Consider the following 16,078-nt stretch of genomic DNA (forward strand, 5'->3'; position numbering starts at 1 on the left):
GCACATCCCCTTCGATGTGATGGGCCCCACACTACGATGAGGCACGGACACAACTCGTCGCTGACCTCGTTCACCCCGGTCACCAGCAACGACGAAGCAGGCGGCCATTCACCGGCGCGGCCATTCACCGACTCGGCCAGACGGGCCAGACGCTCAGGGTGAGCAGTGCGAGGGCCAGCAGCGTCGCTGGGACGACGTCACCGAGGCGGAAGAGAACGATGAGTACTCCGACCACGGCCGCCAGCACGCACGAAGCCGCCTGTCCCGCGCCGGTGAATCCGTGCGCAGGCCTCTTCCGAGGCGAAGACTCGCACACAGCGGTCGACCGCCCGAGCGCCCACCGCCAGGTGGCCGCGCGCCCGAACACACTCCGCCAGATCGACGTGCGCCAGCTCGACCCACGCCCGGACGTCACACTCGCGACAGCTGACTGCCGCACACGGGTGAGGGCCGCACGCACCGCGTAGGCGCCTCCCAGCGCGAGTGCGAGCGCGACGAGCCAGGGGATGCGGGTCAGCCACCAGGCCCCGGAGTGCGGTGCCGGCAGCGGCAGATCCACCGCCCACATGCCAGCGGCGAGCGCCAGGATGACGGGCATGTGCCACAGGTAGAGAGTCATCGACGCGGCGCTCACAGCGGATCCCGCCCGTGCGACGGATCGGGCGCGCATCGCACACCACCGGTCCATCGACGGCTTGACGGCACTCAGCGCGAAGAACTGCGCCACCCCCAGCAGTGCGAGCGCGGTGGTGGGCGGGTTGAGGTTCACCAGCATGTCCGCCGAGAACGGCCCCTTCGTCACCGCGACCACGAGCAGCCCCAGCGCCAAGACGCTCAGCAGCACTCCTCGAGGAACCCCACCCGTTCGGATCCTCCATGCACCCTTCCCACCGGCCCCCGGCCCTGAGCGCGCCCGGCCGCTCGACCACTCCTCCACCCGCCCATCGCTCAGCAGGAACCCCAGCTGCTGCATGAACAGCCAGACGAAGACGAGGTTGACGTACCCGACAGCGGGAAGCTCCACGGTCAGGCGCACAGCGTCCACGACCACGATTCCGCTCCCCAGGCCGAGCAGTATCGCCACGGGCCGCACCTCATGCAGCCGGATCATGATCGGCACCATCGCCGTCACACCCATGTAGACCGCGAGGAACCAGAGGGGCTGGGCCATGCGCAGCCGCGCCTCCGCGAGCAGTGCCGCATCGACACCGAGCCCGTCCGCCAGCGCCAGCGCCGCCCCCACCGCCGCGATCATCGCCGCAGCGGGGAGTGCAAGACGCCGAACGCGGCTCTGGATGAACTCTGCCGACGTACCGGTCCGACTCCGCACGCGTCGCCAGTGCTGGGCGGAGGCGAAACCGCCCACGATGAAGAACAGCGGCATGACCTGGATCAGCCAGCTGGCAGGCGCGAACCACTCCGTGCCCGCCAGCGCGACCCGCGTGGAGAGGCCCTCGTCCGCCGACCTCTCCACGCCGACCATCAGCGCATGCAGCATCACCACGATGAGCACGCACACGGCCCGCACGACATCGACGGTCTGCGAGCGACCTGCGCCGCCGACTGCGCTGTGGACTGCAATGCGACGGGTCCGGCCGGCACCTCGGTCTGTGCTGCGCTGCGGGGGCGCGGGTGGAATCGGCGGTTTCGGTCCTCCCGTTGCCGGGGAGATGGGCTGCGGCAGGGGAATCAGGGCTGACATGGTGCCTCCTCGTGTCGATCACGAGGACCGTAGGTCGCCGCCTGTGCCGACCGCGTCACCCTGTGGAGCGGTTCCGCACCCCTACGTCAGACTGCACTCCACTCATCCAGCCGAACCACCCAGCCGCTCACCCTGCCGGGCTCACCAGCCCTGATTCGTACGCCGCGACAACGACCTGGGTCCGGTCACGCAGTGCCAGCTTGCTGAGGATCCGTGACACATGGGTCTTCACCGTCTGCTCGGCAAGGAACAGCGCGCCGGCGATCTCCGCATTGGACTGCCCGGTCGCGACCAGTTCCATGACCTCGATCTCCCGCTCCGTCAGCGGCGACAGCACCTCCGTCCGCCGCGGGGCGCTGGGTCTGGATGCGTAGTCCGCGATGAGCCTGCTCGTGACCGATGGGGCGAGCAGCGCCTCTCCTGCCGCCACGATCCTCACAGCGGAGACGAGGTCGTCCGCTGTGGCGTCCTTCAGAAGGAAGCCGCTGGCACCTGCACGCAGTGCGGAGAAGACGTACTCGTCCGCGTCGAAGGTCGTGAGCATGATGATCCGCGGGTGACCCAGCCCGGGCATCGCCTTCACAGCCCTCGTCGCCTCGAGACCGTTCATCCGCGGCATCCTGATATCCATGAGGATCACGTCCGGATGGGTCCGCCGCACCAGGTCGACGGCGTCACTGCCGTCACCGGCGCTGCCGACGACGGTCATATCCGTCTGGGCATCGAGCAGAGCGCCGAACCCCTGTCGCACCATCGCCTGATCGTCCACGATGGCGACGCGGATCGGTCGGTCGCTGGTCGCGCCCGGCGCACCGGTCTTCTCAGGACCCTCAGTGCTCACGGGACTCTCAGTGGTCACAGTGCTGTCAGCGGTCTCGGTGCTGTCAGTCGACGGGGTCATTCCTCCACTCGACTTCGGTTCTCTCCATGACGGGGCCACCCCTCGAGCGTAGTCCAGCAGAATCCTCTGCCGCTGGTCCTCGCGTCCCTCGCAGGTGCCACCGTGGTTCACTCTCCAGGGTGACGCGGGGTCGACGACCTCACCGCCACGCTCACCGTCATGTCCACCTTCGCCATCAGCATCGCCGTCATCGCTGCTCTCTGCCTCGCCGTCGGGACCCACCTCCAGCACCGGGCAGTCGCCGGTGCCGCAGTCTCATCCACGGTCATGGACGGTGCCGCCCCACCGTCGCCGAGGCGCCTCATACGCCTCCTCCGCAGTCCCCTCTGGGTCCTGGGGCTGGGCCTGCTGACTCTGGAGACTGGGCTGAACATGGTCGCCCTGGGGCTGGCTCCGGTGGCCCTCGTCCAGCCCATAGGCACCCTGTCGCTGGTCGCCGCGGTGGTCCTCGGGAACCGCGCCGTGCGGCCGGTCCGGTCGTCGGGCCGCCGGATCTCCGAAGAGGGCCGTGTCCTCAGCAGCAGCCGCCATGTCCTCAGCAACCCGCGTGTCCTCGGCGGCATCGGCCTCACCCTGCTCTCCACCGGCCTGTTCGTCGGGGTCTCGGCTCAGTGGTCGACCGCTCCCGAAGCCGCCGCATCCGAGCTCGTCACCCTCGCCTTCCTGCTCCTCGGCATCGCGGGGCTCGGCGCGGTGGTCGCGATGAGCGCCGTCGGTCATGCGACCCGCGTCGTGGCGGCCGGTGTCCTCTTCGGCCTCGTCGCAGCGGGCGCCCACGCTCTCCTGCACGCATTCGCCGGATCCGCGACGGGGCTCTCCGCGATGCTGGACTCCGTCGCACCCGTGCACATCGTCCTGCTGATCGGGCTCCTCGCCGGCTCGGTCGTGGGTATCTGGATCGTTCAGACCGCGTACGCGAGTGGCCCCCCGGAGACAGTGCTGGCAGGCCTCACGGTCATGGATCCGCTGACCGCCGTCCTGGTCGGTGCCGCAGTGCTGGGCGAGGGCACGGCGATGCCGCTCCTCGTCGTTCTCGTCCTCATCCTCACCGGTACGGGTGCTGTTGCAGGGGTGCTCGTCCTCGTCCGCGTACATCCCGCCGTCGTGCGCGTGGAGTCATCCGCGGATTCCGTCCCGCCCTCCACTGCACGTCGCCCTGCACCTCACCCCGCCGCCGCACTCCATGGTGCGCGGCCCGCAGATACGAGAGAGTGATCTCAATGACCCACGAGACCGCAGCCCCGCAGGCCACCCCGCACCGCCCGGGCTATTTCTCCCCGCAGCGACTCGGACGCGACTACGCCTACGTCCTGCCGGGCCTCTTCATCTCACTGTTCGGCTTCATCGTCCTGGTACCGCTGTTCGCTCTGTCGATCGGCACATTCGTCATCTGGGTGGGGGCACTGCTCCTGCCGCTCACTCTCACCATCGCGCGCGGGTTCGCGCAGCTGTCGCGAGCGCGTGTCCGTCACTGGGGCATGCCGTCCGCACCCGCGCACTACCGACCGCCCCAGCCGGGTGTCACCGGCTGGGTGAAGTCCATCGCGGACCCGCGACTGTGGCTCGACCTCGTGTTCGAGACCATCATCGCCCTGCCTCTGAGGATGCTCACCTTCACCGTCGCGGTGTCGTGGTCGGTCGCCGCCGCATCCGGGCTGACGTACGTCATCTGGGGCGCGTTCCTCCCCGATGACGGATCGGGAGCACTGAAGCTCCTCCTCGCCGCACTCTTCGACGACGTGCTTCCGTCGTCCGTCACGGACAGCTTCGCGCTGGAGGCGCTGTCGCACGTCGTGCTCGGTGCGCTCTTCCTGCTCTCTCTGCCGGCTGTCATCCACGCTCTGGCTCGTCTCGACGCGGTGATCACCGCCGGTGCGCTCGGCTCGGGCGAGGGAGGCCCCGGTCCCGCGCCCGGTGCTGCCGGTCCGCCGCCTGCGAACCCACACGACCCCAGCGCTCGCCCACACGGTCACGGCCCTGATCCGCACGGCCACAGCCCCGACTCCCACGACCGGAGCCCAGATCCGCACGACCAGAGCCCACGCTCGTACAGACTCAGCCCTGACTCGTACGAACACGGCCCAGGCTCGTACGAAAACAGTCCCGGCTCGCACAGACACAGTCCACAAGCGTGGGCCTGGCTGACCGCAGGGTTCGCCGCTGCTGTACTGGTGGCGGTGTCGTGGCCGGTGACAGCCGTCGTCTACGGAGTCCCCGTCGTCCTCTCGATGGTCGTCGCGCTCATCCAGAGCGCCGCCCTCGTCACCGCCGTCCGCTGGCCGGTCGTGAGCATCATCGGAGGAACCGCGGCGATCTTCGCGATGGCGTGGGCCACGGGGAGCGCGCTGGGCCTGCCCTGGCCCTGGCCGGTCACGACGCTCATCTCCACCGGCCTGCTCGTCCTCGTGCTCGCCCTGCGACGCCCGTGGCCGTACGCGATCGCCGCATGGCTCGCCGGAATCGCGGCATCGGTCCTGGCAGTCCTCCTCCTGCGCACAGACGGCGCCTCCGGCGCGATCGACAGCGTCCTCATCGCCGGACCGGTGTCCGCGGGGCTGGTGGCACTCGGCATCAGCATCCGCCAGCTGGCCCGCAGCCGCGCACGGCTTCGTGACGCGGAGGAGGCGAGCGCACAGCAGACCGCCCAGAGGCGGGAACTGGCGGAGCGGAACAGAATCGCCCAAGAGCTGCACGACGTCGTCGCCCACAGCATGTCCGTCATCAGCGTGCAGGCCACCACCGCGGAGTACCGCCTGCCCGACATCGGGAACGACTCCGCCCAGGAGTTCGCCTCGATCGCAGACTCGTCCAGACGGGCACTCAACGAGATGCGGGGCCTGCTCACGATCCTGCGCGGGTCCGGTGACGCACCCCTGGTCCCACAGCCGACGCTCCTGGATGTTCCCGACCTCCTCGACGCCACCCGTCGGTCGGGAACGACGATCACCGTCAGCACAGACACGGAATCAGCACCAGAGACTGGCACACAGACAAACACAGGCACAGAGACGAACACAGGAACCGCAGCAGACGCCTCGGCGACCTCCGTTCCCGCACGCTCCGACGCAGCCGCCTTCCTCGAGGCCACGGCTCCACGCGTCTCGACGGCCACGGGACTGACCGCCTACAGGATCCTGCAGGAGGCACTGAGCAATGCCGTGCGCCACGCACCGGGTGCCGACATCAGCGTGGTCTTCGGGCTCAGCGCCTTCCACATCACCCTCGAGGTGGAGAACGGCCCCTCGACGGCAGCACCCTCCGTCCGAGGGCCGCAGACGGTCCGAGGGCCGCAGTCTTCGGCGTCCGCCTTCCCTCCCGGGAGCGGCGGCGGCCTGGGGCTTGCCGGCATCCGCGAACGCGCCGCGGCCCTGGGAGGGACCGTCGACGCGGGACCGCGTCCTGACGGGGGCTTCACCGTGCACGCGCGCCTGCCCACGCTGTAGCGTCGTGCCCATGGATCTCGCACAGCTCCTCACATCCCTGGACGGTCGCGGATACGGCGACTACAAGCGGATCAGGGGCACGCACGCCCTGCTGCTTCCCGGGAGCTCCGGACACGCCGCGCTCGACGTCGATCGGGTGCAGGTGGATCCCTTCGCCCCGCCGTCCCTCACGCGCGTGCGCCTCGACAGAGTGCAGACGGGCATTCCCGACGACCTGCTCGCGGACCGCGCCGGCCGCATCGCAGCGGGCGACTTCCTCACCCGGGCCTTCGCCCGGGCCGCCTCAGCGCGGCTGGGCGGCGGTTCGTCGAGTCCCCGCCGCGCGGACCGGGACACACCGCCGCCGATCCTGATCGGCACTCCCGGTCAGCAGGTGCTCGAGCGCACCTCGGTCGTCTTCACCGACGCCGAGGTCGACATGCGGATCACAGTCGCCCTCCCTGCCGCTGGACGCAGGATCAAGGGCCGCCGAGCGGCGAGTCTCCTGTGTGAGGAGCTGCCGCAGATCGTCCTCGACGCACTCGTCGCCCCGCTGGACCTCGACGCACTCAGAGCACACGTCACCCTGTACCGGGACCAGCTCGACCTCCGGGCGCAGCTGAAGAGCCGACGACTCGTCTCGTTCGTGGCTGACGGCGCGCTCCTCCCCCGGCGCTCCGGGGACTCGGACCTGCCGCTGACCGACGGCGGCGTCCCCTTCCGGTCCCCCGATGTCCTGAAGACCTCGTTCGACCTGCCGAGCGGACGGCGTGTATCGGGCATGGGCGTTCCGGAGGGGATCACAGTCATCATCGGCGGCGGATACCACGGGAAGTCCACACTCCTGCGAGCCATCGAACGAGGCGTCTACCCGCACATCTCCGGCGACGGCCGGGAGTGGGTGCTGTCCCGGCCGGACGCCGTGGCGATCCGTGCGGAGGACGGCCGCTCGACCGCCTCGGTCGACATCTCCCCCTTCATCAACGACCTGCCATCGGGAGCGGACACCCGCACGTTCACCACCACGAACGCGAGCGGGTCGACGTCACAGGCGGCGAACCTCATCGAGGCGGTCGAAGCGGGGGCGTCCGCTCTGCTCATCGACGAGGACACGTCGGCGACGAACTTCATGATCCGCGACGACCGCATGCGCAGGCTCATCCCGGCGCACCGCGAGCCGATCACCCCGTTCGTCGATCGCGTCCGCGCCCTCCACGACGAACGCGGAGTGTCGACGGTGCTCGTCGCCGGGGGCTCGGGAGCGTTCTTCGACGTCGCGGACCACGTCATCGCGCTCGATGCCTATGTCCCGGACGACGTGACCGAACAGGCCCGGACGATTGCACGCGAGAACGACGCGAGTGTGCGCGAGGACGGGGCGAGCGCCGGCTGCGAGGACCCTCCCGATCAGTCTCACCCGCGGCTGCACTTCGCGGTCGCATCCCGGGTGCCCGAGGCCGGCAGCCTCCGGCCCGCCGACAAGAGGAAGTTCGCTCGCGCCCGAGGACGCGCGACGATCCAGTACGGCCGTGACGACATCGACCTGTCCGCAGTCCTCCAGCTGGTGGACACCGCGCAGACGCAGGCCATCGCACACGCGCTCGAGCGCCTGGCGGACTCGATCGATGCCCAGACGACGCTCACCGACGCGGTCGCCGCGCTCGACCGTCTGATCGACGACGGCGGCCTCGACGCCCTGTCGCCGCACCCCGGCCATCCCGGTCACCTCGCCCGGCCGCGCCCGCAGGAGGTCGCCGCCGCGGTCAACCGCTATCGCGGACTGCGCATCCGTGGCTGACTCCTGTCACACGCTGTGGCACCCGGGGCCGGCACGATGACCAGCGGCACACCACTCCACCGGCGCCCCGGGGCCCTCGCGCTCGTCTTCCTCGGCGGAGCCGCGGGAACGGGCGCCCGCGTGAGCCTCACAAGTGCGTTGCCGCTCGTCGCAGGCGTCCCCGCCGTGACCGTCGGGATCAATGTCATCGGCGCCTTCGTGCTGGGCCTCCTCGTCGAGACACTCATCCGCCGAGGCCCCGACACCGGCACGCCCCGTCGTCTCCGCCTGCTGCTGGGCACCGGTTTCCTGGGCGGATTCACCACCTACAGTGCCCTGTCGCTGGACACCGTCCTGCTCCTCACAGAGGGGCGGACGGGGATCGCCGCCCTCTACGGCCTCGGCAGCGTCGTCCTCGGGCTCCTCGCGGCAGCCGCAGGAGTGGCGTGCGCGACGAGGGGCCGGCGGCCCGACCAGGGCACACATCCCGCGCCCGAGGCCGGAGGTGCCGGCCCATGACCTTTCACCTCCTGCTCCTCACGTCTCTGGCAGGCGGCCTGGGTGCCGTGTGCCGGCTCCTCCTCGACGGCATGATCCGATCGGGGTCGGAGCATCGCGGGGACACCCCCGTCCCGTGGCCCACGATCATGATCAACGTTTCGGGCTCGCTGGTGCTCGGGGTGGTCGTGGGCCTGACAATCTCCTCAGTGCTCCCCGCTGGATGGGAGCCTGTCGTCGGTTCGGGCTTCCTGGGCGGTTTCACGACGTTCTCGACGGCCAGTGTCGAAGCGGTGCGCCTGGGCCAGGCCCAGCGGTGGACGGCAGCCGCAGCGACCGCGATCGGCGTTCTCCTCGCAGGTGCTGCGGCCGCCGGGCTGGGGATGTGGGCGGGTTCGCTCGTCACCTGACCGTCACCGGGTGTGGTGCGACTCCTGGAGCCTGTACACCGGTGTCTCGATGCCCTCCATCCGCGCCTTGAGCTGCAGCGCGAGGTACCGCGAGTAGTGGCGCGACTGGTGGAGGTTGCCACCGTGGATCCACAGCTGTTCGACGTTGGTGGGCTTCCACATGTTCCGCAGCTCGCCCTCCCACGGTCCCGGGTCCCGGGTGGTGTCGGAGCCGAAGCCCCATACCTTGCCCACCTGGTCGGCGACCTCCGGTGACACGAGATCCGCGAGCCACGCGTTCATCGACCCGTAGCCCGTCGCGTAGACGATGAGATCCGCGGGCAGGCGCGTTGTGTCCTCGAGCACGACGGCCTCCGGCTCGATCTGCGCCACCTGACCGCGGGCGAGCGCGACCCGTCCATCGATCAGGAGCTGTGAGGCACCCACATCGATGTAGTAGCCCGACCCCCTGCGCAGGTACTTGAGGAACAGACCGGAGCCGTCCTCTCCGAAGTCCAGGTCGAACCCTGCGGCCTCGAGCGCGGCGTAGAAGTCCTTGTCCCGCTCCGCCATCGCCTCGTAGACGGGGATCTGGACATCCGGCAGGATCCTGTAGGGCCACGAGGCGAAGAGCATGTCCGCCTTCTCCGTCGTCACCCCGTTCTCCAGCGCCCGTTCGGAGTAGAGGTCCCCCAGCCCCAGATCCATGAGCGATTCGCTGCGCGAGATGTGCGTCGACGAACGCTGCACCATCGTCACCTCAGCGCCCTTCTCCCACAGCGCCGCTGCGATGTCATGGGCGGAGTTGTTGGAGCCGATGACGACGGCGCGACTCCCCGCGAAGTCGCCCTCGCCGGAGAACTCCGACGAGTGCCACTGCTCGCCTGCGAACGTGTCTGCGCCGTCGAACTCCGGGGTATGCGGGTAGCCGGACACGCCCAGTGCGAACACGACGTGGGTGGGACGCAGCTCGACGTCCTCTCCCCGGCGGTCCACGCGTACCCGCCAGGTGCCGTCCGCTTCGTCGAACTCCGCTCCCAGGCACTCCGTCCCGGACCAGTAGTCGAGCCCCATGATCCCGGTGTAGTGCTCGAGCCACTCCCCGATCTGGTCCTTCGCCGCGAACACCGGCCAATCGTCGGGGAACGGCAGGTACGGCATGTGGTCATACCAGACGGGGTCGTGGAGGTGGAGCGACTTGTACCGCTTGCGCCACGAGTCACCGGGACGATCGTTCTTCTCCACCACGATCGTCGGCACGCCCTGGCGCTTGAGCCGCGCAGCCAGTCCGATGCCGCCCTGACCGCCGCCCACGATCACGACGTACGGCTGTTCCTCGATGCCGAAGCGTGCCCGGTGCTCTTCACGCGCCTCCCTCCACGTCCGACGTCCCTTCGTGATGACATGATCGACGCCGGCCTCGCGACGGGGGCCCGTCTTCTCTTCGAACCCCTTGAGCTCCTGCATCGTCGTGAGAAGCGTCCAGGCCCTTCCGTCCCGCAGCCGCAGATGCCCCCAGCCGCGGGAGACGCGGGTCTCGAAGGTGATCCAGGCTTCGACCACTCCATCGGCCTCGGTCGCAGGTTCTGCGAGTGCCCACCCGGAGGGTCCCGCGTGCTCGGCGGTCGCCGCCACCATGTCGCGGATCTGGCCGCGGCCTTCCAGAGTGCGCAGATTCCAGGTGAAGGACACGAAGTCTCGCCAGTACGCGTCCTCCTCGAACAGTTCGGCCACGGCTGCCGGGTCCGGAGCCGTGAGCGCAGCGTCGAATGCCGTGAGCCATTCCTGCGCGGCCGTCGACGGTCCGCTGCCGGTGCTGCTGCCGGTGGCGTCCGCCTGGATCTCGGTGCGTGCGTCGGTCCGTGTGTCGGTCATGTCCACTCCTTCGTGCCATGTCCTGCTGCTGTGAGCAGAGTGTCCTGCTGCAGTGACCACAGTCGTGTCTGCAGGGTCGTGCGGGTTGCTGCGTCCTGTACCGTCGGTGGTCCCTGACCATGACGTGCGTCACAGTCCGAGTGTGCTCCACAGTCTCACCGCAAGGGGGTGGCAAAGGCGTTGCATCCGTCTCTCAGGTTCACGGACCCCACCGCGTTCGCGCGTCGCACCGTCGCGGCCCACGACGCGGTCTTCTCCCGGGCGATGGCACCTTCCTGGGCGGATCCCTGGGCGGATCCCCAGATGCTCGCCGCATGGCGACGCAGCGGCGAGGCAGGGGTCCGCCCGGACCAGGACATGCCCAGCAGGTTCCTCGCCGACGCTGACCTGCAGCAGGCACGCGACCGGAGCCCTGTCGGGTGGATCGCGGGCGAGGTCGTGCAGGCGGTGGCAGACACCTCGGCGGCGGGTCGGCACCTCGTCGTCCTCTCCGACGCGGACGGCGTCGTGCTGTGGCGGGCAGGCAGCGCGCAGGCCATGCGCGGTGCCGACCGGATCGCGTTCGCGGAAGGTGCGGACTGGTCGGAGTCGGGAATCGGGACGAACGGAATCAGCCGCGCACTGGAGACCGGAGGCATGACGCACGTGACCGCCGGGGAGCACTTCGTCCGGGCCCATCACGCGTGGACGTGCTCCGCCTCTCCGATCCGGGACTCCGACGGGGCCATCATCGGGGTGCTCGATGTGTCCCTCCCCGTGCGGTTCGCCACCGCTGAGAGCGCGGCACTGGTCCGCTGCGGCGTCAGGCTGGCGGAGGCGCTCCTGCCCGCGAGGGTGCCATCGCACCATGCGTCACAGACCGGGCGATCAGCCCCGGTGATCCGCCTCCTGGGACACCGCCCGGAGATCGTCCGCGCCGACGGGGTGCGCATCCGACTGACCCAGAGACGTGCGGAGCTGCTGGCGCTGCTCGCCTCCCGCGAGGCGTGGACTGCACGCGCGCTCGCCGAGGCCCTGTACGACGACCCCTCCGCCGCTGCGACCGTCCGGGGTGAGATCCTTCGCCTCCGACGCACGACCGGCCTCACGATCTCGACGCAGCCGTACGCGCTCGCAGACCACGAACGGGCCGGTGTCGACTTCCTCATAGCCGACGAGGCGTTCGAGCTGCTCCCGGACTCCGACGTGCCGGCGATCGTGGACCTTCGCTACACGGTCTGAGCCGATGGGTGGCTGCTGGTCCCCCATGAGGGCGTCGTTCTCGCCGGTGCGCCGACTGGAGTAGTGGACGTCGGAAGAGAGTGGACGTCAGAAGCGAGCTGGGCGACTCGTCCGTATAGGCTCGGAGGAACATCCACCGATCCGAAGGGGCACTCGTGCAGTCCGTCCTCATCACCGGCGTGATCATCGCGGTCCTCGCGATCGTGGCGCTCATCGCGCTCATCACATTCATCCGCGCCTACCGGGTCGCGGCACCCAACGAAGCCCTCGTCATCACGGGACGCGCCCCCGCGAAGAAGGGGGACGTCGATCTCAAGGACGGCGCGCGGATCGTCGTGGGCGGACGCGCGATCGTCCGCCCCCTCTTCGACCGCGCGCACGTCCTGTCGCTCAGCTCCCGCCAGATCCAGGTGGAGGTCGAGGGCTACTCCCTCAACGGCATCTTCCTCCGGCTCAAGGGCGTCGCCCAGATCAAGGTCGGCGAGCAGATGAGCGATATCCGCAAAGCCGCTCAGCGCTTCCTCGACCAGCAGGACAGCATCGAGTCGTACTGCCAGGAGATCCTCTCCGGCACGCTGCGCGCGGTCGTCGGCACGCTCTCCGTCGAACAGGTGCTGCGGGATCGTGCGAGCTTCGCCTCCCAGGTGCAGGACGACGCCGCCGGCTCGATGAACAATCAGGGCCTCGTCATCGACACGTTCCAGATCATCTCTGTCGAGGATGACAGCGACTATCTGCGCGACCTCGGCCGTCCCGAGGCCGCACTCGTCGCGAAGAAGGCGCGCATCGCGGAGTCCGAGTCCCTGCGCGAATCGACCGAGTCGGAGAACCGCGACCGGCAGGATATCGCCGAGTCGCAGAAGGCCGTCGACCTGCGCAATGCGGAGATCCAGCGCGAGACCGCAGTCCAGCGTGCTGCGGCATCGGCCGCCGAGGAACTGGCGAGCCGTGAGCAGGAGCAGCGCATCCTGGACGAGCAGCAGAAGATCGCGGAGCAGAAGAACGACCTCCGCGAGCGCGAGCTGATCGGCGAGGTCCGCAAGCCGGCCGACGCGCAGAGGTACGAGACCGAGCGCCGTGCGGACGCAGAGCGCTACAAGCGCGAACAGGGCGCACAGGCTGAGCTGGCGGAATCGGAGAACAAGGCGCGTGCCTTCGAGATCGATGCGCGCGCACAGGCGCTGTCGATCGCCGAACGCGGGCGCGCCGAGGCCGAGGCCGTCAAGCTGCAGGGTGCGGCGGAAGCCAGCGCGATCTCCGAGAAGGGCAAGGCAGAAGCGGAGGCGGTCCTCGCATCGGCAGAGGCGTACAAGCAGTTCAATGAAGCAGCCGTGCTCTCTCAGATCCTGGAGGCGCTGCCGAAGATCGCGCACGAGCTCGCGGCACCGTACAGCAACATCGAATCCCTCTCCGTCGTCTCCTCCGACGGCGAGGCGAAGCTCAGCAAGAACGTCTCCGTCGGCATGCGGGAGACGATCGAGATGCTCAAGTCGACGACGGGTCTGGACCTGGGCGAGTTCCTCCAGGGCGCCATGGAGGCGCGCAGTGACGGGTCCGCGCACGATCGCCCGACACCCACAGCGACACCCACAGCGACCGCCACGGCAGCACCCACGCCACCGTCCACCTCGGCTCAGTCAGCCGAACCGTCGGCGGACTCAGCCGATCCTGCGGCGGACTGATGTGTCGGAGGCCTGGGGCGGACTGACCTGTCCGACGACTGATCCTTCGGAGGACTGATCCTCCGAAGGATCGGTCGGGACCGGCCTCAGGCCAGTCCCGGCCAGTAGTCCGCATCCGGGGTCGTGCGGGCTCCGAAGATCGCCTGCCCGACACGCACGACGTCGGCCCCCTCCTCGACTGCCGCCTCGTAGTCCCCTGACATGCCCATCGACAGCTCTCCCGGTCCGATGAGTGCCGGATCGGCTTCGCGTGCCCGATCGCGCACGGTCCGCAGGATACGGAAGCACTCCCGCACCCGGGCCGTGTCCGTCGTGAAGACCGCCAGCGTCATCAGACCGCGCACGCGCAGGGCACTGAACTGCGGCAGCGTCTCGAGCATCCCCTGCACCGCCTCCGGGTCGAGGCCGTACTTCTGCTCCTCCGCAGACGTGTTGACCTGGACGTACACGTCGATCCCACGACCTGCCGCCTGCAGTCTGCGATCCAGGGCCTCCGCGACGCGCAGCGAGTCGAGAGCATGGAACTCCGCGGCGAATGCAGCGACATCCCGTGCCTTGTTCCGCTGGAGGTGTCCGATGACCGCCCAGTCGACGTCGAGGTCGGACATCTCCCCGTGCTTCCGCACCGCCTCCTGGACCGTGTTCTCCCCCAGCTGTGTGCAGCCTGCCGCGACGGCCAGTCGAATGCGCTCCTGCGGCACCGTCTTGCTCACGGGCAGCAGCCTCACAGCACGGCCGTCACGTCCGCTGCGTGCCGCCGCCCCGTCGATGCGGGCCCGCACGTCCGCCAGGTTGGCCACGAAATCGTCAACGGTCTCCGCACGCGGGTGGGCGGAGCCCTGATCGCCTCTCTCCGTCACGGTGCACGTCCCACCGTGCCGAGAGCGGTCGCCACCTCAGCGTGCTGCGCGTCGGTCAGTCCGCGCACGGGGCGCGGCAGGCTCGGGCGTTCCGCGAGGCGCAGGTGCTCAGCGATCGATGCAGCCACCCGCAGGCTGCCGTGGGCGGCGAAGAGATCCCACACGGGCCGGAGCAGATCGCTCCTGCGCCGAGCCTCCGGAGCGTCTCCCGCCTGTGCCGCACGTGCGATCGCGGCCGTCTCATGGGGCAGCGTGCCGGCGAGGACGGAATACCACGCATCGCAGCCCGCCAGCAGTCCTGCGGCGCCGAACGCATCGCCGGAGACACCCAGCCCCACTGTCTCGGGCAGGATGTCGGCCAGCTGTGCGACGCGGTCCCGCGCCTCGGTGGGATCCTCCGGCACACCCGGGATCTTGAACGAGGCGACATGGGGCAGGGAGGCGATCGCCGCATAGAGCGCGTCCGTGAACGCCACGTGCGTCGTCCCGGGGTTGTCGTAGACGACCAGCGGGACGGACAGCTCAGCTGTGACGTCCTCGTAGAGTCCGTACACATCGTCGGGTGTGAGCGCCTGGTAGGTCATCGGTGCCAGGAGCACCCCGGCCGCACCGGCGGACTGCGCGTCGTCTGCCAGCTCGAGCACGTGCTCGGTGCGCAGCGCACCGATGCCCACGATCACCGGGACGTCCCCTGCGTGCTCGATCGTCAGCCGGGCGACCCGTGCGCGCTCCTCGCGTGTCAGGTAGGCATATGACCCCGTCGACCCGAGCGCGCCGATCGAATCGACGCCCGCACTCGCAAGCCGCCCGATGATCCGGACGACAGCCGCCTCATCGATCCGACCGTCGTGGATCGGTGTGAGGGGGAACGCGCTCAGTCCCGACACCACGTCGGCAGGCCCCGCCGGGCGAGCGGCAGCCCCAGGCCCCGCAGTGCGAGCGGCAGCCCGCCCGTCCTGTGGACGGCCCGCGGACTCGGCCGGTGGAGTGGAGGGGTCCGAGGTCATGTCGTTCTCCTATCGGTGCGACGGCCGTCAGCCGCTCAGCAGGACACGGAAGGCGCGGGCCGCCGCCTGCGCATCCACGGGACGCGGATCGACGGAGAGGGCATGGAACAGGAATCCGTCGAAGCAGGAGGAGACGGCGCGGGCCCGCTCCTCGACGTCGTCGTCCACGCCGGCACGCGCCATGACCTTCTCGAGGGTGCGCAGCAGCCGGGTATGGAACGGCTCCGTCGCCTGCGGATACGCGAGCATCATCGTGAAGCGCACCCGGGTCAGGGTCTCGCCCTCGGGCGAGAGCATCTGCTCCAGGCCGTGGGCCAGCAGTGCGGCGAGCTCATCTGGCGACGAAGCGCGCGACCCGTGCGCCTCTGCGAACGATGCGACATCGCGCGCCTCGAGGCGTCGCAGGATCGCGCGGATGAGGTCGTCCCGCCGCGGGAAGAGGTTTCCCGTGCTGCCCTCCGCGAGTCCCGCACGCTTGTCGACCTCGCGATGCGTCAGGCCCTTGAGCCCACTCTCCGCAACGACCAGCAGGATGCATTCGACGATCTGCTCACGACGGCCCATGCGTGCGATGCTACGTCGATCTCGCGCACCAGCGAAAGGATATTCACACTCGGTGTCAAGCCCCGAGTTTTGTAGAGGGATTTCTATCTGGAAATTGATGCCAACGCCCGAGCAGGCAGCTGCGCGTGGACTACTTCGAACTCGACAGGAGGCACGTGCCCGATCTCGCCATGAAGACGG

At 69.4% G+C, this 16,078-nt stretch carries 13 protein-coding genes; 7 read left to right on the forward strand and 6 right to left on the reverse strand.

Translation table 11 applies throughout. The features are described from left to right. Positions 1 to 124: 124 nt before the first annotated feature. Both BJEO58_RS03455 and BJEO58_RS03460 read right to left on the reverse strand, forming a co-directional pair. Positions 125 to 1,702: an acyltransferase family protein gene (locus tag BJEO58_RS03455; protein WP_101587748.1), complete on the reverse strand. Its 1,578-nt coding sequence runs from the start codon at positions 1,700 to 1,702 to the stop codon at positions 125 to 127. A 127-nt stretch (positions 1,703 to 1,829) separates the two neighbouring features. Continuing rightward, the gene (locus BJEO58_RS03460) at positions 1,830 to 2,543 is read right to left on the reverse strand and encodes a response regulator (protein ID WP_257904197.1); all 714 of its coding nucleotides are present in this window, start codon (positions 2,541 to 2,543) and stop codon (positions 1,830 to 1,832) included. A gap of 219 nt (positions 2,544 to 2,762) precedes the next feature. Between BJEO58_RS03460 and BJEO58_RS14900 the strand changes: the two genes are divergently transcribed. The 5 genes from BJEO58_RS14900 to BJEO58_RS03490 are packed head-to-tail and all read left to right on the forward strand — an operon-like array spanning position 2,763 to position 8,710. Further along, a complete protein-coding gene (locus tag BJEO58_RS14900) occupies positions 2,763 to 3,818 on the forward strand; it encodes an uS8 family ribosomal protein (protein WP_180951808.1) in 1,056 nt (351 codons plus the stop codon). A gap of 5 nt (positions 3,819 to 3,823) precedes the next feature. Next, positions 3,824 to 6,046, forward strand: coding sequence for a sensor histidine kinase (locus BJEO58_RS14905; protein ID WP_180951809.1), 2,223 nt, complete (start codon positions 3,824 to 3,826; stop codon positions 6,044 to 6,046). A 10-nt stretch (positions 6,047 to 6,056) separates the two neighbouring features. Continuing rightward, a complete protein-coding gene (locus BJEO58_RS03480; RefSeq protein WP_101587754.1) occupies positions 6,057 to 7,823 on the forward strand; it encodes an ABC-ATPase domain-containing protein in 1,767 nt (588 codons plus the stop codon). A 36-nt stretch (positions 7,824 to 7,859) separates the two neighbouring features. Continuing rightward, entirely contained in the window at positions 7,860 to 8,321 is a 462-nt protein-coding gene (locus BJEO58_RS03485; protein WP_101587819.1) for a fluoride efflux transporter FluC, read from the forward strand. Next, positions 8,318 to 8,710 (forward strand): fluoride efflux transporter FluC, encoded by a 393-nt coding sequence (locus BJEO58_RS03490; RefSeq protein ID WP_101587756.1) that lies wholly within the window; start codon positions 8,318 to 8,320, stop codon positions 8,708 to 8,710. Before BJEO58_RS03485 ends, BJEO58_RS03490 begins: the two co-directional genes overlap by 4 nt. 3 nt (positions 8,711 to 8,713) lie before the next feature. Here BJEO58_RS03490 and BJEO58_RS03495 read toward each other — a convergent pair whose 3' ends face one another. After that, positions 8,714 to 10,564 carry an NAD(P)/FAD-dependent oxidoreductase gene (locus BJEO58_RS03495; protein WP_101587757.1) on the reverse strand — a complete coding sequence of 617 codons (1,851 nt, stop codon included), beginning with the start codon at positions 10,562 to 10,564 and terminating at the stop codon, positions 8,714 to 8,716. Positions 10,565 to 10,744: 180 nt separating this feature from the next. On the opposite strand from BJEO58_RS03495, the gene BJEO58_RS03500 reads away from it, so the two are divergent. Continuing rightward, positions 10,745 to 11,785 carry a GAF domain-containing protein gene (locus BJEO58_RS03500; RefSeq protein ID WP_101587759.1) on the forward strand — a complete coding sequence of 347 codons (1,041 nt, stop codon included), beginning with the start codon at positions 10,745 to 10,747 and terminating at the stop codon, positions 11,783 to 11,785. Positions 11,786 to 11,940: 155 nt separating this feature from the next. After that, positions 11,941 to 13,467: a flotillin family protein gene (locus BJEO58_RS03505; RefSeq protein WP_101587761.1), complete on the forward strand. Its 1,527-nt coding sequence runs from the start codon at positions 11,941 to 11,943 to the stop codon at positions 13,465 to 13,467. A gap of 86 nt (positions 13,468 to 13,553) precedes the next feature. Here BJEO58_RS03505 and BJEO58_RS03510 read toward each other — a convergent pair whose 3' ends face one another. From BJEO58_RS03510 to BJEO58_RS03520, 3 genes are read right to left on the reverse strand one after another with little or no spacing between them, the layout of a single operon-like run. Then, a complete protein-coding gene (locus BJEO58_RS03510; protein WP_101587762.1) occupies positions 13,554 to 14,327 on the reverse strand; it encodes a YggS family pyridoxal phosphate-dependent enzyme in 774 nt (257 codons plus the stop codon). Further along, positions 14,324 to 15,334, reverse strand: coding sequence for a dihydrodipicolinate synthase family protein (locus BJEO58_RS03515; protein ID WP_373270400.1), 1,011 nt, complete (start codon positions 15,332 to 15,334; stop codon positions 14,324 to 14,326). Before BJEO58_RS03515 ends, BJEO58_RS03510 begins: the two co-directional genes overlap by 4 nt. A 27-nt stretch (positions 15,335 to 15,361) precedes the next feature. Continuing rightward, complete coding sequence (locus BJEO58_RS03520; protein ID WP_101587764.1) at positions 15,362 to 15,898, reverse strand: TetR/AcrR family transcriptional regulator; 537 nt, start codon at positions 15,896 to 15,898, stop codon at positions 15,362 to 15,364. Positions 15,899 to 16,078: the final 180 nt, after the last annotated feature.

The sequence above is a fragment of the Brevibacterium jeotgali genome (assembly GCF_900169175.1).
Lineage (GTDB): Bacteria > Actinomycetota > Actinomycetes > Actinomycetales > Brevibacteriaceae > Brevibacterium > Brevibacterium jeotgali.